Genomic DNA, 24,319 nt, shown 5'->3' with positions numbered 1-24,319 from the left:
CGGGTGGTTCCCGTGCCGGCAAGGCGTTTCAGTACGCTGACGACTGTTTCCGAGGACGCCAGGTCATGCAATCGACCGATATGACGCCCCTGCCGACGGCATTTCGCCGCATCGGCTGGTCCAATCTCTTTGCCCAGTTCTCGGAGCAGATCGCGCTCGCCGCAGCGCCTCTGGCCGCGGTTCTCCTGCTCGCGGCCGGGCCGGCAGAGACAGGCTGGCTGCAGACAGCGCAGACCTTGCCCTTCCTCCTGCTGTCGATTCCCGCCGGCCTGATGGTCGACCGCGCCTCGCGCCGCCGCCTCATGGTCGGCACCGAGGCGCTACGCGCGGTGTCCCTGCTGGCGATCCCGCTGCTGCTCGCCGCCGGTAGCCTCAACCTGACCTGGCTCGCCCTGCTCGGCGCGCTCGGCGCCATCGGCACGGTCTGCTACAGCGTCGCGGCGCCGGCTTTCGTTCCCTCCGTGGTGCCGCGCGAGCGGCTTGCCGACGCCAATCGCTGGCTGGAACTGGCGCGCAGTGCCGCCTATGCCGGCGGGCCTGCGCTCGGCGGGGCGCTCGTCGGCTGGATCGGCGTCTCCACCGCTTATGGGCTGGCGGCCGGGCTCTCGATCCTAGCCGTGCTCATGCTTTCCGGCCTGCCGAAGGACGAGGCGCCGTCCGGTCCGCGCCGCGACCTGCTGCATGATCTGAAGGAGGGCGCCCGCTTTGTCGCCGGCCATGATCTGCTCCGGCCGATCCTGATGACGGCGGTGTTCTTCAACGTCTCCTGGTTCATCTTCCAGGCGGTCTATGTCGCCTATGCCGTCCAGAATCTGGGCTTGAGCGCCACGCAGGTCGGCATCACGCTCGGAATCTACGGCGCGGGCATGATCGTCGGCGCTGTCCTCGCGCCGGCCATCGCGAAGCAGGTCACCTTCGGGACGCTGATCCTGCTCGGGCCCTTCGCCGGGCTTTGCGCAGCCGGCGTGATGTTCGCGACGCTCTGGATGCCCTCGCTCTATCTGGTCGCGGCGAGCTTCTTCCTGTTCGGCGTCGGGCCGATCATCTGGACGATCTCGACGATGACATTGCGCCAGGCCGTGACGCCGAACGCCATGCTCGGCCGCGTCTCCGCTCTGATCATGACCGCGACCTTCGGTGCCCGCCCGATCGGGGCCGCGATCGGCGCCTCCGTCGCGGCACATCTCGGCATCGCGGCCTGCCTGGGCCTCGCGGCCACAGGCTTCCTGGTCCAGTTGCTGGTGATCGGCTTCTCGCGGGTCCCGAAACTGCGGGACATCTCCGAGGCCGTCTGAGGCGGCCTCAGCCTTCGGGCAGGGGGATGAACTCGCTCTCGTCGCCGGGCACGGTGTCGAAGCGGCCGGTCTTCCACTCCTGCTTGGCCTGCTCGATGCGCTCTTTCGAGGACGAGACGAAGTTCCACCAGATGTTGCGCGGGCCGTCCATCGGCTCGCCGCCGACGATCATCACGCGGCTCTGGTCGATGGCGAGGATCGAGATGCGGTCGCCGGGCTTGAAGACGAGGAGCTGGCCGGCGCCGAACTCGTCGCCGGCGATATCGACCTTGCCGGAGACGATGTAGATCGCGCGCTCGTCATAGTCGGGGTCGAGCGGCAGGATCGCGCCGGGCGAGAGCACGGCCTCGGCATAGAGCGCGTCCCAGGGGAATTTGACCGGCGAGGTCTGGCCATAGGCCGAACCCATGATCAGGCTGATGCGCTTGCCGCCCTCGACGATGCGCGGCAGATCGCCGGCGCCGTGATGCTTGAACTCGGGCGCGACCTCCTCATGCGTCTTCGGCAGGGCGAGCCAGGCTTGGATGCCGTAGAGCTTCGGGCCGCTGGCGCGGGCTTCCATGCCGGTGCGCTCGGAATGGACGATGCCGCGGCCGGCCGTCATCAGGTTGACCGCGCCCGGCTTGATCGCGAGCGCCGTGCCGAGCGAGTCGCGATGCATGATCTCGCCGTCGAAGAGATAGGTCACGGTCGAGAGCCCGATATGCGGATGCGGGCGCACGTCCAGCCCCTCCCCGAGATGGAATTCGGCCGGGCCCATCTGGTCGAAGAAGATGAAGGGGCCGACCATGCGCTGGCCGATCGCCGGCAGCGCCCGGCGGACCTGGAAGCCGCCGAGGTCGTGGGAGCGGGGCACGATCACCTTCTCGATCGCCTCGCAGGAGCGGGCATCGCCCAGGATCGGATCGTCGGCGGGGAGTTGCGACATGATGGCCTCCTTGGTTGAGGCCGAATCTGGCCCCGTGGAGGCGGGCAGGCAAGCGCCGGCTCGCAACCGGTCGCTGGCAGAAATGCAATGCCGCGACACCAGGGGCGCCGCGGCATTGCGTATTGATCTTGCGAGGCGCTAAAGGCGCCGCCGGGGTCGGTTCAGTTCTCGACGTCGAGCGGGGCAGCGCCCGTCGGCTTGCCGTCGGCGCCGAGCGTGATGCGCTCGATGCGGGCTTCCGCCTGCTTCAGCAGTGCATCGCAACGCGCCTTCAAGGCCTCGCCGCGTGTGTAGATCGCGATCGATTCCTCGAGCGGGACGTCGCCGCGCTCCAGCCGCGCAACGATGCCTTCGAGCTCCTTCATCGCTGCCTCGAAGGGCAGGGTGGCGACATCAGTGTTGGTCTTCTCTTCGCTCACAGGCCTGATTCCTCTTTGCGCTGAGCTTATCGGCTGGAGCGAGCCCGGCCGCAACCCGCTTCGCGGCGCTGCTGACTCAGACCGGCAGGGCGGAGGTCTTCTTGATCGTGCGCAGCGTCAGCGTCGACTGCACGCGGGTCACGCCTGGCAACTGGGTGAGAATATCGGTGTGGATGCGCTCGAAATCGGCGCTGTCGCGGTAGATCACCCGCATCAGATAATCATGCGCGCCGGCGAGCAGGTGACATTCGAGGATCTCGGGCAGGCTCTGCACGGCCTGCTCGAAGCTTTCCAGCGAGGCGCGGCCCTGCTGGTCCAGCGTGACGAAGACGAAGGCCGTGCCGGGGAAGCCCGCGATCTTGTCGTCGAGCATCATGGCATAGCCGCGGATCAGGCCACTTTCCTCAAGCTGGCGCACGCGCCTGAGGCAGGCCGAGGGCGACAGATGCACCCTCTCGGCAAGATCCGAATTGGTGATGCGCCCGTCCTGCTGGAGAATCCGCAGGATGGAGCGGTCGCGCGAGTCGAGCTCGATCGTCATTGTCACGGTGAAGGCCTCCCGCGCGATGCATCGTCGCAAAATTCGTCCGATGCAAGCAATTTTCTGCAGCGAACTGACGCGGGCGCCGTAGCAATCACAGCTATGGCGGGAAATGCGCGCAGGAAGCTGCGCGGCGGGAAGCGCGGATTCAGGCCAGCGGCATGACGAAGGGCGTGCCTTCGAAGGCATCGGCGCCGCGCCCGATCCGGTCGATCGCGCAGATCATCCGGCCGCGCCGCCCCAGCGCTGCATCGGCCAGGGCGACGAGCCGGGCATTCGGCGTGGCGGAGGGCGCGACGCTGCGCAGCACGTCCGCTACCTCGTCTTCGTCACGCTCGGGTCCAAGCGCGCAGGCTGCGATATAGGCCGCCGCCGTCGAGCGGCTGATTCCGGCCCAGCAATGGACGACCATCGGCGCGGCGCGGTCCCAATCGCGAAAGAACGCGAGGAGCCGCGCCATATGCTCCTGGCCGGCGAGGACATGTCCATCCAACGCCTGGTTGATATCGGACATCCCCAGGAAAAGATGCCGCTCGGGCGCGATTCCGGCCGGACGGGGAACTGTCGTGCCGACATTGATCAGCGTCACGAGATGCCGGGCGCGGACGGCGGCAACGGTCTCGTCCAGCCGTGACAGCGGGGAAACGTGAAGGGTGGGCAAGGGCCGGCTCCGTGACGGTGGGCAGACGATAGCATGATCGACAGTGCCGGCGTCTCCATGACATGGAGGCGCTGCCCCGATCGATCCCGCGCGAAAAAACTCCCCATGAATCTCTGGTTCCGCCTGATCTGGCTCCTGCTGACGACGCGGTTCCGCAAGCGGCTCGACCTGCCGGCCGACGCGTCCGTCCTGCCCTTCCGGGTCTGGTTCCACGATCTCGACACCAGCCTGCACATGAACAATGGCCGCTACTGGTCGCTGATGGATCTCGGCCGGCTCGACCTGATGCTGCGCAGCGGGTTGTGGCGGGCGGTGCTGCGCCATCGCTGGCTGCCGGTGGTCAATGCCGGCACCATCCGCTTCCGCCGCGAGATGCGCCTGTTCCGCCCGTTCCGGGTCGAGACGAAAATCCTGTGCTGGAGCGAGAGCTGGCTGGTGATGCAGCACCGCATGCTGATGGCGGGCCGCGATGCCACCGAGATCGTCGCGGCGGTCGCGCTCGTCCGGGCGGCGCTCTACGACAAGAAGGCGCGGGCCTATGTCCCGGTGGCGCGTTTGCTTGGAGAGATCGGCATCACTGCGGAGAGCCCGGAGCCGAGCCCGGAAGTCGCGGCTTTCCTCGCCTCCGAGGACGCCATGCGCAGCGCCGCTTCGGCCGCAGGCTAAGCGGTTACTCCGCCGCCAGCCGCGTCGCCCGCCATTGTGCCAGCAGCGCGCGAAGGGCAGCGGGCTTCAGCGGCTTGTTGAGCAGGTGCACGTCGAGCGCGTTTGCCGCCTCGCGCACATGCTGCGTCCGGTCGGCGGTGAGCAGGATCGCCGGCATCGGCGTGCGCGCGCGGGCCCGGAGCGCGCTGATCGCGGTCAGGCCGTTGCCATGGTCGAGATGGTAATCGGCGATCAGGACATCCGCCTCGCCCTTGCTGCCAACATGCGGCAGCGCCTCTTCGAGGCTGGCGGCGATCGTGACCCGGCAGCCCCAGCCTTCGAGCAGGCGCTTCATGCCGTCGAGGATGGCGGGCTCGTTGTCGATGACGAGAAGTCGCATGCCGGCGAGCTGCCCGGCAGGCGCGCTGCGCGCCGCTGTCGCCGTCGTCATCGCCGGCAGCGGCGCGGCGCGCGGGACCGAGACCGAGAAGCGGGTGCCGCGGCCCGGCGCCGAATCGAGCGTCAGTCCGTGGTCGAGCGCCCGCGCGATGCGCTGCACGATCGAGAGGCCCAGGCCGAGGCCGCGCGCCACCTTGGCGCCCTGGTCGAGCCGCTGGAACTCGCGAAACACGGTCTTCTGCTTGCTCTGGGGAATGCCGAGCCCAGTATCGATCACCTCGACCGCGACCTGGTTGCCCCGGCGCCGGCAGCCGATCAGCACCTTGCCGCCCGGCGTGTACTTGATCGCGTTGGAGATCAGGTTCTGCAGCAGACGCCGCAGCAGCCGCCGGTCCGAGCGCAGCGTCAGGCTGGTCGGCATGAACACCAGCTTCAGGCCCTTTTCCTGGGCGCTTGGCTCGAATTCGCGCTGGAGCTGACGCATCAGCTCGTCGAGTCGGAAGGAGGACAGCTCCGGCTTGAGCGCGCCGCCATCGAGCCGCGATATCTCCAGAAGCGCGGTCAGGATCTCCTCGACGGCGTCGAGCGAAGCGTCGATGTTCTCGGCGAGTTCGGGCTGGCCACTGCCTCGGTCGCGCTCGACCAGTGAGGTCGCGTAGAGGCGCGCGGCGTTGAGCGGCTGCAGGATGTCGTGGCTGGCGGCGGCGAGGAAGCGCGTCTTCGAGGCGTTGGCGGATTCTGCCTCGGCCTTGGCGCGCTGGAGCTCGGCATTGACGTGCAGCAGTTCCTCGGTGCGTTCGGCGACGCGGCGTTCGAGGCCCTCGTTGGCGCGTTCGAGCTCTTCCTCGCCCGCGACCGTGTCGGTGATGTCGGTATAGGTCGTGACGAAACCGCCGTCCGGCAGGGCGTTGGTGCGGACCTCGATGACCTTCTTCGACGGGTAGAGCTTCAGGCGCACCGGCTCGCGGTCGTTGATGAAACTTTCCAGCCGCGCCGCCATCAGCTCGTCGCGTGCGCCGGTGCCATAGGCGCCGCGCGCCGCGTTGTAGCGCACGATCTCGTCGAGGCCGGTGCCGAAACGCACCAGCGAGGCCGGCAGGTCGTAGAGCTGGATGAAGGCCTGGTTCCAGGCGAGCAGCCGGAGATCCCGGTCGAGCACGGTGATGCCCTGGCCGGCATGGTCGAGCCCGTGCTGGAGGATGTCGCGGTTGTACTGGAGCGCGGCCGAGGCATCGTCGAGCAGCTTGAAGGCAGCCTCGGTCGAGAGGTTCCGCCGCTTCAGCAGGAGCGACAGCACCAGGCGCGAGGAGGCCGCGCCGATCGCCGAGGAGAGCAGGTGTTCGCCGAAGCGCAACAGGTGGATATCGGCCTGGCGGCCGCTTTCGGAAGCCTCGCCGCGGCCGCTGTTGAAGCTCTCGAAGGCGCGCTGCGTGCGCTCCGCTCCGAGATAGCGCGCGATCGTCGATTGCAGCTCGCCCTCGGTGATTGTGGTGCGCCACAGCGAGAAGGACTGCGCCATCGTCGCCGGCTGGGACTCGACGAAGGCATTCGCTTGCAAGCGCTCCATCGCATTGGCCGGACGCAGCAGCGAGAAACCGATATAGGCGAGGATGTTGAGCCCGAGGCTCCAGAACACGCCATGCGGCAGCGACGGCCATTCCACTCCGAACAGGGCTTCGGGCCTCAAGATGCCGGCTCCGAACGGGCCTGATGCGACGACGCTGCTCCACCAGCCGCCGGGCAGCGCCAGACTCGGCATCAGCAGCGTATAGGCCCAGACCAGCGTGCCGATCGTCAGCCCGGCGGCGGCGCCGAGCGCCGTGCCGCGCCGCCAGAACAGGCCCCCGAAGAAGGCGGGCGCGATCTGTGCCGTTGCCGCGAAGGACAACAGGCCGATCGAGACCAGAGCCGCCTCGCCGGAGGCGCGATAATAGACATAGCCGAGCAGGATCACGAGGAAGATGCTCAGCCGCCGGATGATCACCACCTGGGAGCCGAGATCGCCGCCGAGATTGCTGTCGCCCGCGCTGCGCCCGCCGAACAGTCTGACCGCGCGGCCGGGATCGCTGAGGCCGCGCCGGCCACGCAGCAGCAGCGGCATCACGAGATGGTTCGAGATCATGATCGCCAGCGCGACCGAGGCGACGATCACCATCGCCGTCGCGGCCGAGAGTCCGCCGACGAAGACGAAGAGGGCGATCACCCCGGCCTCGCGCTGCAGGGGCAGCAGCAGCACGGTCATGTCGCGGTCGACGCCGCTGCCGGGGATCAGGATCTCGCCGGCCGCCGCCAGGGGCAGCACGAACAGGTTGATCAGCACGAGATAGAGCGGGAACATCCAGGCCGCGCGGCGCACGTCGCGGACATCGCGGTTCTCGACGATCGTCATGTGGAACTGCCGCGCCAGCAGCAGTGACGCGCAGCTCGACAGCAGCGTCAGCGTCAGGAAATTCGGCCAGCTCGATGTGCGCTCCCAGATCGGCAGGGCGCCGCCCATCGGTTTGGCGGCTTGCGCCAGCAGGTCGCCGGGGCCGCCGAACAGCCCGTAGACGATGAAGAAGCCGAGCACGAGGAAGGCGACCAGCTTGATCAGGGATTCGACCGCGATCGCCAGCACGAGCCCGTCCTGGTGCTCGGTCGCGTCGATATGGCGGGTACCGAAGGCGCAGGCGAAGCCGGCGAGCACGATCGCGACCAGGAAGGGCAGGTCGCTCAGCACCGGCACGTCCGGCGTCGGCGCATGGCCGCCGGTCGCCGCCAGGAAGACCGAGAGCGAATTGGCGACCGCCTTGAGCTGCAGCGAAATATAGGGCAGCGCCCCGATCACCGCGACGATGCAGACCAGCGCTGCCACGCGCTCGCTCTTGCCATAGCGCGCGCCGACGAAATCGGCGATCGAGGTGATGTTCTGCGACTTGGCGATGCCGACGATGCGGCCGACGAAGCGGTTGCCCAGCCCGATGACGAGGATCGGACCGACATAGATGCCGAGGAAGTCGAAGCCGGCGCGATTGGCGAAGCCGACCGAGCCGTAGAAGGTCCAGGAGGTGCAGTAGACGCCAAGCGCCAGCGCATAGATCGTCGTCCGCGCCCGCCCGGTCATCAGCCTGCGCCCGGAGGTATCGGCGACATGGGCGACGGCGAAGAGCCCGCACAGATAGGCGAGCGCGACCAGCACCACGGACCAGGCGGGGATCATGCCGCCCTCATGGGGGTTGGGTGCGAACGGGGCCGGGATGCAGGCGCCATAGTGCTCGGTTTCCGGATTTTCCGTAGAGTATCGGACGGCCTGTCGGCTCGCCATAGGCCATTGGCGCAAGCCTTCAAACGCGTTTCATCCCCAACTCTTTGCGTTTCAGGTGCCGTTGGGCCGGCTTTGGTGTGTTTTCGGGCTTTCCCTGCTCTGTACGGCTGGTTTAGCGTCCGGCGCAGGCTGTTGGGGTAGCCTTGCCGATTCTCAAGGGGTGCAGCATGTTGGAAGAATTCAAGAAATTCGCCCTGAAGGGCAATGTCGTCGATCTCGCCATCGGTGTCATCATCGGTGCGGCGTTCGGCAGGATCGTCGACTCTCTCGTCACCGACATCATCATGCCGTTCATCGGCGCGCTCGGCGGCGTCGATTTTTCGAACTATTTCTTCGGCCTCAATAGCGGCGTCACCTCGCCGATCCTCTCGGAAGCCCGGAAACAGGGCGCCGTGCTGGCCTATGGCAACTTCGTTACGGTCGCGATCAACTTCCTGATCATCGCCTTCGTTCTCTTCCTCGTGGTCAAGGGCATCAACAAGCTTCAGAAGAAGCCGGCGCCGGTGGACGAAGCCCCCGCGCCCAAGGCGGAAGATGTTGTCCTCCTCGGCGAAATCCGCGACCTGCTCAAGCAGAAGCAGGCCTGATCCCGCTATCCGCGCGGTCGTGATTCATCACGGCCGCCGATCGACCCGATCTCGCGATTTCATGTCTCGCAGCGCCGCAATCGGCTAAAGGTGGAGCACTGATTTTCGCGAGGTCGATCCCGATGAACACCGCCATCTTGCCGGGCAGCACCCTGCTTGCCGAGCTTCGCCCCGAAGCCCGGAATGCGCCGGAAAGCGGCATCGTCGAGGTGGTCAACCACGGCCGGCTCAAGCCGGGCCTGATCCCGCTCTGGGTCGGGGAGGGCGATCTCTCGACCCCCTCGTTCATCGCGGACGCTGCGGCGCGCTCGCTCGCGGCCGGCGAGACCTTCTACACCTGGCAGCGCGGCATCCCGGAACTGCGCGAGGCGCTCGCCCGCTACCACCAGCGCCTCTACGGCCGTGCCTTCTCGCCCGAGAGCTTCTACGTCACCGGCTCAGGCATGCAGTCCGTCCAGATCGCGGTGCGGATGATCGCCGGCCCCGGCGACGAGATCCTCATCCCGACGCCGGCCTGGCCGAATTTCGGCGCCGCCGTCGGCGTCAGCGGTGCGGCGACCGTCTGCGTGCCGATGGATTATACGCAGGGCCGTTTCACCCTCGATCTCGATCGGCTCGCGAAGGCGATCACCCCGCGTACCCGCGGCATCCTGGTGAACTCGCCGTCCAACCCGACCGGCTGGACGGCGACGAAGGCTGAGCAGGAGGCGCTGCTGGCGCTCTCGCGCAAGCACGGCATCTGGCTCGTCGCCGACGAGATCTACGGCCGCTTCGTCTATGACGGCTCGGAGCGCGCTTCCTCCTTCCACGACATCATGGAGGCCGAGGACCGCGTCATCTTCGTCCAGACCTTCTCGAAGAACTGGGCGATGACCGGCTGGCGCATCGGCTGGATCGAGGTGCCCGTCGCCTTCGGGCAGATCGTCGAGAACCTCATCCAGTACTCGACCTCCGGCTCGCCGGTCTTCGTCCAGCGCGGCGCCATCGCGGCTCTCGACGAGGGCGAAGGCTTCGTCGCCGAGCAGATCGCGCGCGCTGCCGAAGGCCGCCGGATCGTGTTCGAGGGGCTGAAGGCGACGAACCGCGTCACGCTCTCGGCCCCGGTCGGCGCGTTCTACCAGTTCTTCTCGGTCGATGGCCGCGAGGATTCGCGCAAGCTCGCGCTCGATCTGGTCGACAGCGCCAATGTCGGCCTCGCTCCCGGTACCGCCTTCGGCCCCGGCGGCGAGACCGGGCTGCGCCTCTGCTTCGCCCGCAACTCGGCCGATCTGGTCGAGGCCGTGGCGCGCCTGCAGAAGGCCCTCGCCACCCTCTGATCCCGCAGCGGGTAGTGCAACGCCGCCCTGCGCCCGGCGGGCAGCCGGTCGGTTGACCCGCCGCCGGACCATCGCCATGAACGCCCGGCGCCTCCTGTCCTCGGCGCGGCGGGAAGGCGATGAAAGCGTTCGGCTATCCTTCGAACCGGCTGACGCTGCTCTGGCGGGAAATTCTGGTCATCGCGCTGGCGGCGGTCGGGGGCGGGACCTTCGCCCTGCTCGGCATGCCCGCCGCCTGGCTCTCCGGTTCGATGCTGCTGAGCGCGGTGGTGGCGCTGATTCGCCCGTTGCCGAACCTGCGCCGGCCCTGGTTCGATTCGACCATGGTCCTGTCCGGCGCGATCCTCGGCTCGGCGGCGACGCCCGAGGCACTGGCGGCGGCGGCGCGCTATCCCGCCTCCCTCGTCATTCTCCTCGTCGGCGTCGCGGTGATCATGCTCGCGACCGGCGCCTATCTGCGCCATGTCGCGCGCTGGCCCTGGATCGATGCCCTGCTGGCCGCGGCGCCCGGCGCCTTGTCGACCGTGCTCGCCGTGGCACAGGCGAAGGGCGCCAATATCGGCCGGATCTCGGTCGTCCAGCTGTTTCGCCTGCTCGTGCTGGTCGCGCTCCTGCCCAGCGTGATGCAATTGAGCGGCGCTGCCACCGGCATGCCGACACCCGCCGTCCAGGAAGTCGATGCGGGCACGATGTTCGGCGTGACGATGGCGGGACTGACGCTCGGGCTGGTCTTCGAACGGCTTGGCCTCTCTGCCCCGCTGATGTTCGGTGCCACTTTCGCCAGCGCCGCCCTGCATGGCAGCGGCCTCGTCGAGGGCGCGTTGCCGATGCCGATCCAGATCGCCGTGCAGGTCCTGCTCGGCACGACCATGGGCGGGCGCATCGCGCATATCCCACGTAACGAGCTGAAGGGACTGTTTCCGCTCGCTATCGGCGGCTTCGCCGTCTCGATCGTCGTGGCCTTCCTGTTCGCCTGGCCGGCAGCCTGGCTTGCCGGCGTCTCCTACGCCAGCGGCATGGCGGCTTTCGCGCCCGGCGGCCTGGAGGCGATGGCGATGCTCGCCTTCGCGATGGGCTTGGATACGCTTTATGTCGGCGCGCATCACCTCGTGCGCTTCGTCATCATCGGCCTGGCGATGCCGCTGGTCCTGGGCCGCATGAAGAATGTGCCGCCGCGCTGATCTGCAGCCGGACTGGGCTTAACGATCCCTTATGTTCGGGCTCGACGATTGCGGCTTTTCCGCAAATCCGAATTCATTCGCTCCTGATATATATTGAGCCGTCGACATAGGTCGATGGACGCGGAGCGACCGCCATGACCACCGCCGTGCAGGCTCCGAACGTCTGGCGCCGCTTCGCCAAGCCCGTCGCGATCGTCGGCGCCGGCATTGCCGGCCTCACCGCCGCTCTCGATATCGAGCGCCGGGGCTTGCGCGCCACGGTCTTCGAAAGCGGCCGCGCCGTCGGCGGCATGGCCTCCTCCTTCAAGGATGCCGAGGGTTACACCTACGATTTCGGGGCGCATTTCGTCAGCAATCGCTTGGCCGATGCCATGGGAGCGAGCGCGATCTCGCGCACCGTCCGCCATTACGGCGAGGCGGTCGCACTGGGGCAGAAAAGCTACAGCTATCCCTTCGGCCTGGCGCTCTCGCCGCGCTATGCCGCGAGCGCAGTGTCCGCGCGCCTGAAACCGCAGCCGGTCGCGAACGCCGCCGACTGGTTCCGCAATGCCTATGGCGAGGCGCTCGCCGAAGATGTCGCGATCCCGCTCGCCGAGGCCTGGTCGGGCGCGCCGGCGAGCGAGCTTTCGCCTGCCGTCGGCAACAAGCTCGCGGCCGGGGTGATGAAGACCTTTCTCCTGAAGGCGGCGTCGCGCCTGTCGGGCCGGGCGGTCTGCAACGGCTACTCGCACGAGATGCCGGAGAGCCCGCGCGTCTACCATGTCTATCCGGAAGGCGGCGTCGCCAAGCTGCTCGAGCCGACGGTGGCACGCCTCGGCGACAGCATCGCGCTGGAATCGAAGGTCGAGCGCATCTTCGTCGAGAACGGCAAGGTCGCGGCCGTCAAGGTCAACGGCCGCGAGATCGGCGTCTCCGCCGTGATCAGCACGGCGCCGGTCCATGTCCTGCCCAGGCTCGTCGAGGGCACAGATGCGCTCGAGGAACTTGGCGGCTTCCGCTACCGCCCGATGATCTTCGTCAACCTGCGCTTCGAGGGGCGCAACCTCCTGCCGGATACGATGCTCTGGGTGCCGGATCGCTCGCAGCCCTTCTTCCGTGTCACCGAAGCGCCGTTCTCCATGCCCTGGCTCGCGCCGGAGGGGCGCACGCAACTGACCTTCGATATCGGCTGCGAGGTCGGCGACGCCTGGTGGACCATGTCGGACGAGAAGCTGGCGCAGGCCTGCCTCGACGGCCTGTGCCGGATCTACCCGCATCTGCGTGAGCGCTATATCGGCGCCGGCGGCATGCTGAAGACGCCCTTGGCCTATCCGGTCTATCTCGCGCGCTACGAGAAGCGCCGTCAGGATTTCGCCGAGAGGACCGGCGTCGCAGGTCTCTACAGCATCGGCCGCAACGGCGAGTTCGCCCATCTCCTGATGGAGGACATCTACTGGCGCACGCTGAAGCGCATGAGCGACGTCGCCAGCTATGTCGGGCAGGATGTCTGAAGAGACGCCCTAAGACGGCCGCACCGCCCCGTTTGTATGCGTCATCACCGAATACAGCGAGGTCGTGCCGCAGATGAACAGGCGGTTGAGCTTGGGGCCGCCCCAGCAAACGTTCGCGACGATTTCCGGGATCGCGAGCTTGCCGACCAGCGTTCCGTCCGGGTGGTAGATGTGGACGCCGTCGGCAGCGCTGGTCCAGATCCGGCCTTCGATATCGAGACGGAAGCCATCGAACAGCCCGGCCGTGCAGGTCGCGAACACCTTCGACTCGCCGAGCGCGATGCCGTCCCGCCCCATCCGGAAGCTGCGGATATGCCGAGGGCCGTTCTCGGGATCGTGGCTCGCGCCGGTATCGGCGATGTAGAGAATGCTCTCGTCCGGCGAGAAGGCGAGACCGTTGGGCTTGACGAAATCATCAGCGACGATGGCGATCTCGCCGGTCCGCCCATCGATCCGGTAGACGTTGCAGGCGCCGATCTCCCCGGCGGACTTGTCACCTTCGTAGTCGCTGAGGATGCCGTAATCGGGATCGGTGAACCAGATCGAGCCATCCGACTTCACCACGGCGTCGTTTGGTGAATTCAGGCGCTTGCCGCCGAAATGGCTCGCCAGCACGGTGATCGACCCGTCATGCTCGGTCCGCGTCACCTGTCGTCCGCCATGCTCGCAGGTAACGAGCCGGCCTTGCGTGTCGACCGTGTTGCCGTTGGAATTGCGCGCCGGCTGGCGGAACGTGCCGACCTGACCGCTCAGCGCGTCGTAGCGCAGCATGCGGTCGTTCGGGATATCCGACCAGACCAGCGTGTTATGGGCCGGGAACCAGGCAGGACCCTCCGACCAGCGCGCGCCGGTCCACAGCCGCTCGACACGGGCCGAGCCGGGAATGACGCGATGAAACCGCGGGTCGAGGACCGTAACCCCCGTGCCTTCGAGCACGCCGAACATGCCAAATCTCCCTGAAGCTTTGTCTGGAGCATCCCCGCCCGCACGGGGCAGGGCAATGCCTTACAATGCAAGCCCCGCATCCCAATAGGGCGTGGCGCCGTAGAGCTCGCCGAGATAGTCGACGAAGGCGCGGACCTTCTGCTCCATGTGCCGGCGGCTCGGATAGACCGCATAGATCGCGACGCGGGAGCCGACGGCATAGGCCGGCAGGACCCGTTGCAGAGCGCCTGACTTGAGCTCCGGCCCGACATCCCAGGTCGAGCGCAGGGCGATACCGACGCCGCCGAGCAGCGCTTCGCGCACGACTTCGCTCGAATTGGTCCGGAGCGGACCGTTGACCCGGACCGAGACCGGTCCCTCCGGCCCGTCAAGCCGCCAGTGGTCGGCGTTATGGGCGATCAGCGTGTGGCGTGACAATTCGGCGATATCGGCCGGCATGCCATGCTCCGCCAGATAGCCCGGCGTCGCGCAGAGCACACGGTGGTTGGGGGCGAGCCGTTTGGCGACGAGGCTCGAATCCTGCAGGTCGGCGATCCGGATTGCCAGGTCGAAGCCCTCGCCGACGACATCGACGAAGGCGTCGCTCAGCACGAGCTCGACCGTGACCAGCGGATTGGCGTCGAGGAAGCGCTTGAGATGCGGCGCGACATGCATCCGGCCGAAGGAGGTCGGCGCCGAGACCCGGAGCGTGCCGCGCACCTGTCCGGCCCCGCTGGACACCCAGGATTCGGCCTCCTCGATCGAGGACAGGATCGAGACGACGCGCTCGTAGAAGCCCTGCCCGGCCTCGGTGAGGGCGAGCTGCCGCGTCGTGCGCTGGAGCAGGCGCACGCCGAGTCGCTCCTCCAGCCGGCGGATGCGCTTCGAGATCACGGCCGGCGACAGGTTGAGCTGCCGGCCGGCCGCCGACATGCTCTTGGTCGTCACCACATGTGCGAACACGTCGAGATCGCCGAACCGGTCCATTGGCACGCCACCTTTTCCAATCTGGAAATAATGGCTGGCTTTGGCCGCGCTGCAAGTGCCATTGAATTGATCTAATCTGCCGCGCAGACAAATGCCCTGTCAGTGGTGTGGATGAGTCGTCGAGAGTGGAGGGAGAGATGAGCGCGATAGCCTTTCCGGTGCCGGATGCCGGCATTCTCGCCCGTCGCGAATCGATCATCGCCGGCCTTGCGCGCCTCGTCCCGCCGCAGGCGCTGATCACCAGCGACGACGAGCGCCGCCCTTATGAGACCGATGCGCTGACCGCCTATCGCCGCATGCCGCTCGCCGTCGTGCTGCCGTCGACCACGCAGGAGGTTGCGGCCGTCCTGCGCTATTGCCGGGAGGAGGGCGTGCCGGTGGTGCCGCGCGGCTCGGGCACCTCGCTCGCTGGCGGCGCGATCCCGCAGGAGGACGCGGTCGTGATCGGCGTCTCCAAGATGAACCGCATCCTCGAGATCGACTATGCCAACCGCGTCGCGCGGGTCGAAGCCGGCGTGACCAATCTCGCGGTCACCGGCGCGGTCTCGGCCGAGGGCTTCTTCTATGCGCCTGATCCGTCCTCGCAGCTCGCCTGCTCGATCGGCGGCAATATCGGCATGAATTCGGGTGGAGCCCATTGCCTGAAATACGGCGTCACCACCAACAACGTGCTCGGCGTCACGATGGTCATGCTCGATGGCAGCATCGTCGAGATCGGCGGCGCCCATCTCGATTCGCCCGGGTACGACCTGCTCGGCCTGATCAACGGCTCGGAAGGCCAGCTCGGCATCATCACCGAGGCGACGGTGCGCATCCTGCGGACGGCAGAAGGCGCGCGGCCCGTGCTGTTCGGCTTCCCGACCAGCGAGCAGGCGGGCGCGGCGGTCGCCGCCATCATCGGCGCCGGCATCATCCCGGTGGCGATGGAGTTCATGGACAAGCCGGCGATCGAGATCTGCGAAGCCTTCGCCAAGGCCGGCTACCCGATGGACGTCGAGGCGCTATTGATCATCGAAGTCGAAGGCTCGGACGACGAGATGGACGCCCAGCTTGCCCGCATCGTCGCGATCGCCAGGGAGCATGGTGTCTCGACGGTCAAGGAATCGAAATCGGCGATGGAGGCGGCAGCGATCTGGAAGGGCCGTAAATCCGCCTTCGGCGCCACCGGCCGCATCGCCGATTATATCTGCATGGACGGCACGATCCCGACCGGGCAGTTGCCCTATGTGCTCAAGCGCATGGACGAGATCGTCAAGGGCTATGGCCTGCGCGTCGCCAATGTCTTCCATGCCGGCGACGGCAATCTCCATCCGCTGATCCTCTATAACTGCAACGATCCGGTCGAGGCGCAGAAGGCCGAAGATGCCGGCATGGACATCCTCAAGCTCTGCGTCGAGGTCGGCGGTTGCCTCACAGGCGAGCACGGCGTCGGCATCGAGAAGCGCGACCTGATGACCTTCCAGTTCAATCCCGAGGACCTCGCCCAGCAGATGCGGGTGAGGGCGGTCTTCGACGAGCGCTGGCTGCTCAACCCGGCGAAGGTCTTCCCGCTGGAAGGCAGGGTGGCAGCGTGATCGTCCATACCCCCACCACCGAGGCGCAGGCCTGCGCCGTCGTGAAGTCGGTCGTCGACAGCGCCACGCCGCTCACCTTGCGCGGGGGTGGCACGCGCGCCGGCCTCGGCCGCCCGGCACAGGCCGCGAGCACGCTCTCCAGCGCCGGTCTCACCGGCATCACCCTCTACGAACCCGCCGAGATGGTCATCGCCGCCCGCGCCGGCACGCCGCTGGCGCTGGTGCAGGAGACGTTGGCCGAACGCGGCCAGATGCTGCCCTTCGAGCCGATGGACCACCGCGCCCTCTATGGCAGCGAGGGCGAGCCGACGATCGGGGCCGTGGCCGCCTGCAACATCTCCGGCCCGCGCCGGATCAATGCCGGCGCCGCCCGCGATTCCCTGATCGGCGTCCGCCTCGTCAATGGCCGCGGCGAGATGATCAAGTCTGGCGGACGGGTGATGAAGAACGTCACCGGGCTTGATCTCGTGAAGCTGCTCAGCGGCAGCCATGGCACGCTCGGGTTCCTGACCGAGGTGACCTTCCGCGTGCTGCCGCGGCCGGAGCGCCTCGTCACGCTGCAATGGAGCGGCCTGTCGGACAGCGACGGCGTCACGCTCTTGTCGAAGGCATTGGGCTCGCCCTTCGAGCCGATGGCGGCTGCGCATCTTCCCGCAGGGCTCGCGGGTGACACGGCACGGACCCTGCTTCGCCTGGAGAATTTCTCGGACTCGATTGAGTACCGTGGCAGTGAATTCGCCTTGCTGCTGGGCGAATATGGCGTGCCGGAACGTCTCGAAGGAACGACACCCACCGAGCTCTGGCGCGATATCCGCGATGCCGCTTTCTTTGCCGGGAGCGATGAGGCGGTCTGGCGTCTCTCGCTCGCGCCGACCAGCGGTCCGAAGGCCGCCGCCGCGATCGCCCGCATGGTCCCAGGCGCCCGCTGCTTCTACGATTGGGGCGGCGGGCTGGTCTGGCTTGCGGTTCCCGCCGACAACGATGCTGGCGCTGCTGCCATCCGCGCCGCGCTGAAGCCGCTCGGCGGCCATGCCACGCTGGTGCGGGCGCCCGACGCGGTGCGCGCCGCCGTCGATGTCTTTCAACCGCTGGCTGAACCGCTGATGCGGGTCACCGCCGGCATCAAGAAAAGCTTCGATCCCGCCGGCATTTTCGAGCCGGGCCGGATCTATGCGGGGATCTGATGACGCTCGCTGACACGCTTTCCGCCGAAACCCGCGATCGTCGCACCAGCTGGGCACCCAACCAGCTCGGCCCCATGACGCTCGTGCTTGTCGCCGCACTGCTGATCGCGGGCGTTGCCGCGATCCTGCTCTGGATGGGCCGCGAGCCGATCTGCAAATGCGGCACGATCAAGTTCTGGCAGGGCACGGTGGTCTCCTCCGAGAACTCTCAGCACATCGCTGACTGGTACAGCTTCTCGCACATCATCCACGGCTTCCTGTTCTACGGCCTGTGCTGGCTGATCCGCCGCCTGACCGGCCTGCCGATCTCCTTCGGCCTCGCGCTCCTGCTCTCGATCCTGCTCGAAGGCGCCTGGGAGATCGCCGAGAACACCAATGGCGTCATCGAGCACTATCGCTCGGCGACGATCTCGCTCGACTATTACGGCGACAGCGTCCTGAACTCGGTCAGCGACATCCTCTCGATGGTGCTGGGCTTCTTCTTTGCCCGCTTCGCGCCGGTCTGGCTGACTGTCACCAGCGCGCTGGCGATGGAGCTGATCGTCGGCTGGCTGATCCGCGACAACCTCACCCTCAACGTCATCATGCTGCTCTGGCCGATGGACTGGATCAAAGCCTGGCAGGGCGGGGCCTGAACGATGCAGACCAATTTCACTCCCGAGCGCCTCGCCTCCGATCCGCGCATGCCGGCCTCGGAGAAGATCCTGCGCACCTGCGTGCATTGCGGCTTCTGCACCGCGACCTGCCCGACCTATCTGCTGCTCGGCGACGAGCTCGATTCCCCGCGCGGGCGCATCTACCTGATCAAGGACATGCTTGAGAACGGCAAGCCCGCCACCGAAGAGGTGGTGAAGCATGTCGACCGCTGCCTCTCCTGCCTGTCCTGTATGACGACCTGTCCGTCGGGCGTGCATTACATGCACCTCGTCGACCACGCCCGCGCCCATATCGAGGAAACCTATACGCGCTCCCTGCATGATCGTTTGCTGCGCAAGGTGCTGGCGGCGATCCTGCCCTATCCGGGGCGCTTCCGCGCGGCGATGCTGATGGCGCTGATCGGCAAGCCCCTGGCGCCGGTGCTGGGCGTTCTCCCGGTCGTCGGCTCGCGCCTGAAGGCGATGCTGGCGCTGGCGCCGACGCGCTTGCCGACGCGCTCCGCCATGGAAGGACCGCAGAACTTCCCGCCGCCGGCCGAGCGCAAGCGCCGCGTCGCCTTGCTCTCCGGCTGCGCCCAGCCGGTCCTCGATCCCGCCATCAACGAGGCGACGATCCGCCTGCTCAACCGCCACGGCGTCGAGGTCGTGCTGCCGAAGGGGGAGGGCTGCTGCGGCGCGCTCGTCCACCACATGGGCCAGGAACACGATGCGCTCGCCTTCGCCCGCAAGAACATCGACGCCTGGATGGCGGAGGTCGATGGCGAGGGGCTCGACGCCATCCTGATCACGGCCTCCGGCTGCGGCACGACGATCAAGGATTACGGCTTCATGTTCCGCAACGAGCCTGATTATGCCGAGAAGGCGGCGAAGGTCTCCGCGCTGGCGAAGGACGTCACCGAGTTCCTGGAGACGATTGAGCTTGCCCCGGTTCGCGATGTCGCGATGCCGATCGCCTATCACTCCGCTTGCTCGATGCAGCATGGCCAGCAGCTCAAGGACGGGCCGAAGCGCCTGTTGTCGGGGGCCGGCTTCAAGGTGAAGGAGGTACCGGAGGGGCACATCTGCTGCGGCTCGGCCGGCGTCTACAACATCCTCCAGCCCGAGATCGCGGGGAGGCTGCGCGAGCGCAAGATCGGCAATATCGAGCGAACGAAGCCGGTGCTGGTCGCGACCGGCAATATCGGCTGCATGACCCAGCTCGCGAAGGGTTTCTCGGATAAAGGCGCGACGACGCCGGTGGTGCATACGGCCGAATTGCTGGACTGGGCGACCGGCGGGCCGCTGCCGGAGAAGCTGGCGCGGGCGGGGATCGAGGATCGGCCGTTGCGGGTGTCGGCACTGGTGGCAGCCGAATAGCCAAGCAGCGCGTCATGCTCGGGCTTGCCCCGAGCATCTCCCGCCGAAGGGGGCGTCAGTACCTTCGTGTCCTGAGATTCTCGGGTCTGCGCTTCGCTTCGCCCGAGAATGACGCCCTGTGACTTGCTCCATGCGTCGTGGCGGTCTAACCCGCCTCGTACGTTTTGTACTGCACGCCCCAATTCGAGCTCGCTCCATGTCCGCCGACAAGACCGCCCCTGCCAAGCTGAAGGCCCGCCAGCCGCGCGGCTTCGTCGATCGCGGCCCGGCTGATGTCGCCGCGACCGAGCGCATGCTCTCGGTCATCCGCGAGAGCTTCTCGGTCTATGGCTTCGATCCCGTCGAGACGCCCTTCGTCGAGTACACCGACGCGCTCGGCAAGTTCCTGCCGGACCAGGACCGGCCGAACGAGGGCGTCTTTTCCTTCCAGGACGATGACGAGCAGTGGCTCTCGCTGCGCTACGACCTGACGGCGCCGCTCGCCCGCTATGTCGCCGAGAATTTCGACGCGCTGCCGAAGCCCTATCGCAGCTATCGCGTCGGCTATGTCTTCCGCAACGAGAAGCCGGGGCCGGGCCGCTTCCGCCAGTTCATGCAGTTCGACGCTGATATCGTCGGCTCGGGCACCGTCGCGGGCGATGCCGAGATCTGCATGCTCGCCGCCGATACGATGGAAAAGCTCGGCATCAAGCGCGGCGACTATGTCGTGAAGGTCAACAACCGCAAGGTGCTGGACGGGGTGATGGAGGCCATCGGACTCGGCGGCGAGGAGAATGCGAGCCGGCGGCTGACCGTGCTGCGCGCGATCGACAAGCTCGACAAGTTCGGGCCGGAGGGCGTGCGCCTGCTGCTCGGCGAGGGCCGCAAGGATGAGAGCGGGGATTTCACCAAGGGCGCGGGGCTGAGCGACGAGCAGGCTGAAAAAATCATCATCTACACCCTGCTTGAAAGCGGACAGATCACTGAACTTGAGGACGTGACGAATCTTCCGGTTGCGGAACGCGCAGTTAAGGGGGACGTCCTGACGTTTCGCTCGGCTGATGATGACAAGTCCTACTTTGTTGAGAGCAACAAAGGTGTCTTGGATGGCATGATGACGCATTTCGGAGATAATCCGACATCGCGCGCTGGCATTGAAGAACTTCAACAGTTTTCAGCACTTTGCGAAGCTGCAGGCTATGATCGTGGCCGCATCCGTATCGACCCGTCCGTCGTCCGCGGCCTCGAATACTACACTGGCCCGGTCTACGAGGTGGAGCTGACCTTCCCGGTTACCAATGATGACGGGCAGGTGGTGCGCTTCGGCTCGGTTGCGGGCGGCGGGCGCTATGACGGCCTTGTGGGCCGCTTCCGGCCCGAGCCGGTGCCGGCGACCGGGTTCTCGATCGGCGTCTCCCGGCTCTTCTCGGCTCTGAAGGCGGTAAAGTCGCCCATCGTCGATACGAAGAATGAGCTGCCCCTCGTCGTCGTCACTGCCATGGACAACAAGTCGCCGGAATTCATGCCGGGCTATCAGGCGATGGTCTCGGCCCTGCGTCAGGCCAAGGACGCCAACGGCAAGCCGCTGCTGCGCGCCGATCTCTATCTGGGCAGCTCCGGCTTCAACGCCCAGATGAAATATGCCGACCGCCGCGGCGCGATCTGCGCGATCATTCAAGGCTCGTCCGAGCGTGAGGCCGGAACGGTCGTCATCAAGGACCTGATCCTCGGCGCCGAGCTCGCCGCCGCCAGCCGCGACGTCAAGGATTCCGCCGAGCACAAGGCCAAGCAGGCCGAGGCCCAGTTCGCCGTGCCGGTCGCGGAACTGGTCGAGGGCGTGAAGCGGGTTCTGGCGCGACATTCGTGAGGCACTGCCGTCATGCTTGCCCTTGTGGCGAGCATCCACGTCTTGAACACGGCCTCTGCCTGGTGAAGACGTGGATGGTCGGGACAAGCCCGACCATGACGATGGCGGCGCCTTTCGATTCCCGTTCACCCATTTCCCTCAAATCCCTCGAAAATGCGCCGCATCGCTGCTAGGACGGCGCTCGCAACAGGACAGGACGAGCCGTGCCCGCAAGCCGCGCCAGCATCGAGACCGTGATCGCGCTCTTCGCCGGCGAGGGCTATGCGCATGCCGAGCCGGCGATCCTCCAGCCGGCCGACGTCTTCCTCGATCTCTCCGGCGAGGATATCCGCCGCCGCATCTTCATGACGCAGGATGCCGATGGCCGCGACTGGTGCCTGCGCCCGGAATACACCATCCCCGTCGCGCTCGATCACATCGCCTCGGGCCGGGCGGAGCCGGCCGCCTATGCCTATGCCGGCCCGGTCTTCCGCATGCGCTCGGGCGAGCCGGGCGAGTTCCTGCAGGCGGGCCTTGAATCCTTCGGCCGCGACGATTTCACCGCCACTGACGCCGAGATCATGGCGTTGACCATCGACGCGACGGCGATGCTCGGCCTCGCTTCGCCACGTATCGTGATGGGCGATGTCGCCGTGCTCGGTGCACTGCTTGACGGGTTGAACGTGCCGCAAGGAGCCCGCCGCCGTCTGGTCCGTGCCGTCGTGCAGGGCAAGGGCACGGACGCCGTAGATGCGCTCGATCCCCCGGCCGCCGAGGGCGATGCCGCTCATGCCGGCCTGCTCAAGGCGCTGGAAGGGCAGGACCCCAAGGCCGCCCGCGCCTTCGTCGAGGACGTATTGTCGATCGCCGGCATTTCGACGGTTGGCGGGCGCTCCGCCGCCGATATCGCCGAGCGCTTCCTGGCCCGTGCCGCCGAGCGCGAGAACCCGGTCAATGGCGACGTCAAGGCGCTGCTGGCGCAGGTGCTCGCCGTCTCCGGCGATCCCGACGCGGCCTCGGCCTCGCTACGGGCGCTTGCGGACCAGGCCTCGCTCGATATCGGCCGGCAGCTCGACGCCTTCGACGAGCGCACCGGCTTCCTCGCCGCGCGCGGCGTCGATATCGGCGCGATCCGCTTCTCGGCCGGCTTCGCCCGCAACCTCGACTACTATACCGGCTTCATCTTCGAGCTTCACGACACGGCCCGCGGGGACGGCAAGCCCGTGGCCGGCGGTGGCCGCTATGACAACGTCCTCGGGCGTCTGGGCGCGAGCCGGCCGCTTCCGGCCGTCGGCGCCTCGCTCTGGCTCGACCGCCTGACGGGAGACGCCGCATGAGCCAGATGCCGGACAACGATGCCCCGCTCGTCCTCGCCGTGCCCTCCAAGGGCCGGTTGCAGGAGAACGCCACCGCCTTCTTCGGCCGCGCGGGTCTGAAATTCGTCAAGTCGCGCGGCGAGCGCGACTATCGCGGCGCCATTGCCGGCGTCGATGGGGCTGAGGTCGCATTCCTCTCGGCCTCCGAGATCGTGGCGCAACTCTCCTCCGGCGCCGCCCATATCGGCATCACCGGCGAGGACCTCGTCCGCGAGCAGCTCTCGGATGCCGATGCGGCGGTCGAGATGTTGACGCCGCTCGGCTTCGGCCATGCCAATGTCGTGGTCGCCGTGCCGCAGGCCTGGATCGACGTGCGCAACATGGCCGATCTCGACGACGTCGCGTCAGTGATGCGGGCGCGCCATGGCAAGAAGCTGCGCGTCGCGACCAAATATGTGAACCTGACGCGCCGCTTCTTCGCCGAGCACGGCCTCGCCGATTACCGCATCGTTGAAAGCCTCGGCGCGACCGAAGGCGCGCCGGCTGCCGGCACCGCCGAGATCGTGGTCGATATCACCACCACCGGCGCGACGCTTTCTGCCAATGCGTTGAAAGTGCTCGACGACGGCGTGATGCTGGCGTCTGAGGCTAATCTCGTCGCCTCGATGCAGGCGCCCTGGGGCGCGCGGGCGAAGGCGGCGGCGAAGACCATCCTGTCGCGGATCGCGGCCGAGGAGGAAGGGCGCACGCTCCGCGAGGTCCGCGCCAGGCTCGACCTTGCCGCCGATGCGCTGGCCGTACTGGAAGAGCGCTTCGGCGCCCGCCTGCCGTTCGGGGCGCCGGCAACGAGTGCGCCGCTGACGCTGCATTGTCCGGAGAAGGCGGTCTTCGCGCTGGTCGAACATCTCGACGGGCTTGGCGCCGACGACATCACCGTCAGCGCTCCGGCCTATGTCTTTCGCCGCGCGAACCGTTTGCTGGAGCGGTTGAACGCCCGCATCTGATGCTGCGCGGCCGCATCGGAATGACGCGATCGACAGCGGTTCAGCCTTGATCCCGAACCAATTGGCCTCTAGGCGTGTTAACCGGTTTGGCGGCACGTCGCGTTGCCGTGCGAGTGATGAATGCGGGTAAGACGATCATGATCCGACGCCTTGGCCTTGCGGCCGTTCTTGCGACCCTGGCCGTGCCGATGCTGATGCCGGGCGAAGCGATGGCGCAGCGCCGCCAGCAGATGCCGTCTCGAGAGGAACTCGGCGGCGGGACGACGGCGATTCCGTTGCCGCAGCAGGAGAAGACCTTTCCGCTCGGCGCGAGCTGGAGCGTCGTGGCGATGAACGGCAAGCCGGTTCAGGACCGGCGCGCGACCCTGATCGTCGACCAGAATCTGCGGGGCACCGGCTTCGGCGGCTGCAACACCTTCTCGGCCTCCGCCTATCCGCTGCGCCAGCAGGGCTTCGCGGTCGGCCCGATCGCCATCACCAAGCGCAGTTGCGACAAGGGCACGCTCGATTTCGAGAAGGCGTTCCTGATGGCGCTGCGCGCGACGAACAAATGGGATCTCGTCAACGGCCGCCTCGTGCTGAAGGGCGGGGCGGGCGAGCTGACCCTGAGCCGGTCGCTTTGACCGAGGCGCTTTCTTCCCTTTGAGGGGAGAAGGCTCCTGCCCAGCAGATGAATCGGAAAAGGGTCGCGCGAGCGACCCTTTTCGTTTCGGCAAGCGGAGGGCGC

21 protein-coding genes are annotated in these 24,319 nt (G+C 67.2%); 14 read left to right on the top strand and 7 right to left on the bottom strand.

The genetic code is table 11. From position 1 onward, the window contains the following. Positions 1-65 precede the first annotated feature (65 nt). Positions 66-1,295: an MFS transporter gene (locus BLQ70_RS03460; protein WP_210184234.1), complete on the top strand. Its 1,230-nt coding sequence runs from the start codon at positions 66-68 to the stop codon at positions 1,293-1,295. A gap of 7 nt (positions 1,296-1,302) precedes the next feature. Here BLQ70_RS03460 and BLQ70_RS03455 read toward each other — a convergent pair whose 3' ends face one another. From BLQ70_RS03455 to BLQ70_RS03440, 4 genes are all read right to left on the bottom strand, one after another. Further along, positions 1,303-2,223, bottom strand: coding sequence for a pirin family protein (locus tag BLQ70_RS03455; RefSeq protein WP_091855809.1), 921 nt, complete (start codon positions 2,221-2,223; stop codon positions 1,303-1,305). Between the two features lie 161 nt (positions 2,224-2,384). Continuing rightward, on the bottom strand, positions 2,385-2,642 hold the full coding sequence (locus tag BLQ70_RS03450) for an exodeoxyribonuclease VII small subunit (protein WP_082617056.1): 258 nt from the start codon (positions 2,640-2,642) through the stop codon (positions 2,385-2,387). 76 nt (positions 2,643-2,718) lie between these two features. Further along, complete coding sequence (locus tag BLQ70_RS03445; protein WP_170843328.1) at positions 2,719-3,183, bottom strand: Lrp/AsnC family transcriptional regulator; 465 nt, start codon at positions 3,181-3,183, stop codon at positions 2,719-2,721. Positions 3,184-3,331: 148 nt separating this feature from the next. Then, complete coding sequence (locus BLQ70_RS03440) at positions 3,332-3,844, bottom strand: tyrosine phosphatase family protein (RefSeq protein ID WP_091855808.1); 513 nt, start codon at positions 3,842-3,844, stop codon at positions 3,332-3,334. 105 nt (positions 3,845-3,949) lie between these two features. On the opposite strand from BLQ70_RS03440, the gene BLQ70_RS03435 reads away from it, so the two are divergent. Further along, a complete protein-coding gene (locus BLQ70_RS03435) occupies positions 3,950-4,510 on the top strand; it encodes a thioesterase family protein (RefSeq protein WP_091855807.1) in 561 nt (186 codons plus the stop codon). Between the two features lie 4 nt (positions 4,511-4,514). On the opposite strand, the gene BLQ70_RS03430 is transcribed toward BLQ70_RS03435, so the two are convergent. Further along, positions 4,515-8,087: a PAS domain-containing hybrid sensor histidine kinase/response regulator gene (locus BLQ70_RS03430; protein WP_091855806.1), complete on the bottom strand. Its 3,573-nt coding sequence runs from the start codon at positions 8,085-8,087 to the stop codon at positions 4,515-4,517. 272 nt (positions 8,088-8,359) lie between these two features. Between BLQ70_RS03430 and mscL the strand changes: the two genes are divergently transcribed. The 4 genes from mscL to BLQ70_RS03410 all read left to right on the top strand — a co-directional run bounded on the left by mscL (position 8,360) and on the right by BLQ70_RS03410 (position 12,766). After that, positions 8,360-8,779, top strand: coding sequence for a large conductance mechanosensitive channel protein MscL (mscL, locus tag BLQ70_RS03425; protein ID WP_061964634.1), 420 nt, complete (start codon positions 8,360-8,362; stop codon positions 8,777-8,779). A 122-nt stretch (positions 8,780-8,901) separates the two neighbouring features. Then, a complete protein-coding gene (locus BLQ70_RS03420) occupies positions 8,902-10,095 on the top strand; it encodes a pyridoxal phosphate-dependent aminotransferase (protein ID WP_091855805.1) in 1,194 nt (397 codons plus the stop codon). 119 nt (positions 10,096-10,214) lie between these two features. Beyond that, positions 10,215-11,276, top strand: a complete 1,062-nt coding sequence (locus tag BLQ70_RS03415) for an AbrB family transcriptional regulator (protein ID WP_091855804.1) — start codon at positions 10,215-10,217, stop codon at positions 11,274-11,276. A gap of 134 nt (positions 11,277-11,410) precedes the next feature. Beyond that, complete coding sequence (locus tag BLQ70_RS03410; protein WP_091855803.1) at positions 11,411-12,766, top strand: protoporphyrinogen/coproporphyrinogen oxidase; 1,356 nt, start codon at positions 11,411-11,413, stop codon at positions 12,764-12,766. Positions 12,767-12,775: 9 nt separating this feature from the next. Here the strand turns inward: BLQ70_RS03410 and BLQ70_RS03405 are convergent, their stop codons facing one another. Next, the gene (locus tag BLQ70_RS03405) at positions 12,776-13,711 is read right to left on the bottom strand and encodes an SMP-30/gluconolactonase/LRE family protein (protein WP_091855802.1); all 936 of its coding nucleotides are present in this window, start codon (positions 13,709-13,711) and stop codon (positions 12,776-12,778) included. A 60-nt stretch (positions 13,712-13,771) separates the two neighbouring features. Beyond that, positions 13,772-14,677 carry a LysR family transcriptional regulator gene (locus BLQ70_RS03400; protein ID WP_061964624.1) on the bottom strand — a complete coding sequence of 302 codons (906 nt, stop codon included), beginning with the start codon at positions 14,675-14,677 and terminating at the stop codon, positions 13,772-13,774. 137 nt (positions 14,678-14,814) lie between these two features. On the opposite strand from BLQ70_RS03400, the gene BLQ70_RS03395 reads away from it, so the two are divergent. The 8 genes from BLQ70_RS03395 (at position 14,815) to BLQ70_RS03360 (ending at position 24,215) form a co-directional block, all read left to right on the top strand. Further along, positions 14,815-16,251: an FAD-binding oxidoreductase gene (locus BLQ70_RS03395; protein WP_091855801.1), complete on the top strand. Its 1,437-nt coding sequence runs from the start codon at positions 14,815-14,817 to the stop codon at positions 16,249-16,251. Then, positions 16,248-17,435: a glycolate oxidase subunit GlcE gene (gene glcE / locus BLQ70_RS03390; RefSeq protein WP_091855800.1), complete on the top strand. Its 1,188-nt coding sequence runs from the start codon at positions 16,248-16,250 to the stop codon at positions 17,433-17,435. The genes BLQ70_RS03395 and glcE overlap by 4 nt, the downstream gene beginning before the upstream one ends. Next, positions 17,435-18,070, top strand: coding sequence for a DUF2585 domain-containing protein (locus BLQ70_RS03385; protein WP_425284547.1), 636 nt, complete (start codon positions 17,435-17,437; stop codon positions 18,068-18,070). The genes glcE and BLQ70_RS03385 overlap by 1 nt, the downstream gene beginning before the upstream one ends. A gap of 3 nt (positions 18,071-18,073) precedes the next feature. Next, positions 18,074-19,447 (top strand): glycolate oxidase subunit GlcF, encoded by a 1,374-nt coding sequence (gene glcF, locus BLQ70_RS03380; protein WP_091855799.1) that lies wholly within the window; start codon positions 18,074-18,076, stop codon positions 19,445-19,447. Between the two features lie 196 nt (positions 19,448-19,643). Next, a complete protein-coding gene (hisS, locus tag BLQ70_RS03375; RefSeq protein ID WP_091855798.1) occupies positions 19,644-21,293 on the top strand; it encodes a histidine--tRNA ligase in 1,650 nt (549 codons plus the stop codon). Positions 21,294-21,496: 203 nt separating this feature from the next. Beyond that, positions 21,497-22,609, top strand: a complete 1,113-nt coding sequence (locus BLQ70_RS03370) for an ATP phosphoribosyltransferase regulatory subunit (protein WP_091855797.1) — start codon at positions 21,497-21,499, stop codon at positions 22,607-22,609. Between the two features lie 5 nt (positions 22,610-22,614). After that, positions 22,615-23,592, top strand: a complete 978-nt coding sequence (gene hisG, locus BLQ70_RS03365) for an ATP phosphoribosyltransferase (protein WP_091856157.1) — start codon at positions 22,615-22,617, stop codon at positions 23,590-23,592. 137 nt (positions 23,593-23,729) lie between these two features. Beyond that, the gene (locus tag BLQ70_RS03360) at positions 23,730-24,215 is read left to right on the top strand and encodes an META domain-containing protein (protein ID WP_162260059.1); all 486 of its coding nucleotides are present in this window, start codon (positions 23,730-23,732) and stop codon (positions 24,213-24,215) included. Positions 24,216-24,319: the final 104 nt, after the last annotated feature.

Source organism: Allobosea robiniae (genome assembly GCF_900102525.1).
Lineage (GTDB): Bacteria > Pseudomonadota > Alphaproteobacteria > Rhizobiales > Beijerinckiaceae > Allobosea > Allobosea robiniae.
This window is presented reverse-complemented; position numbering and strand designations above follow the sequence as displayed.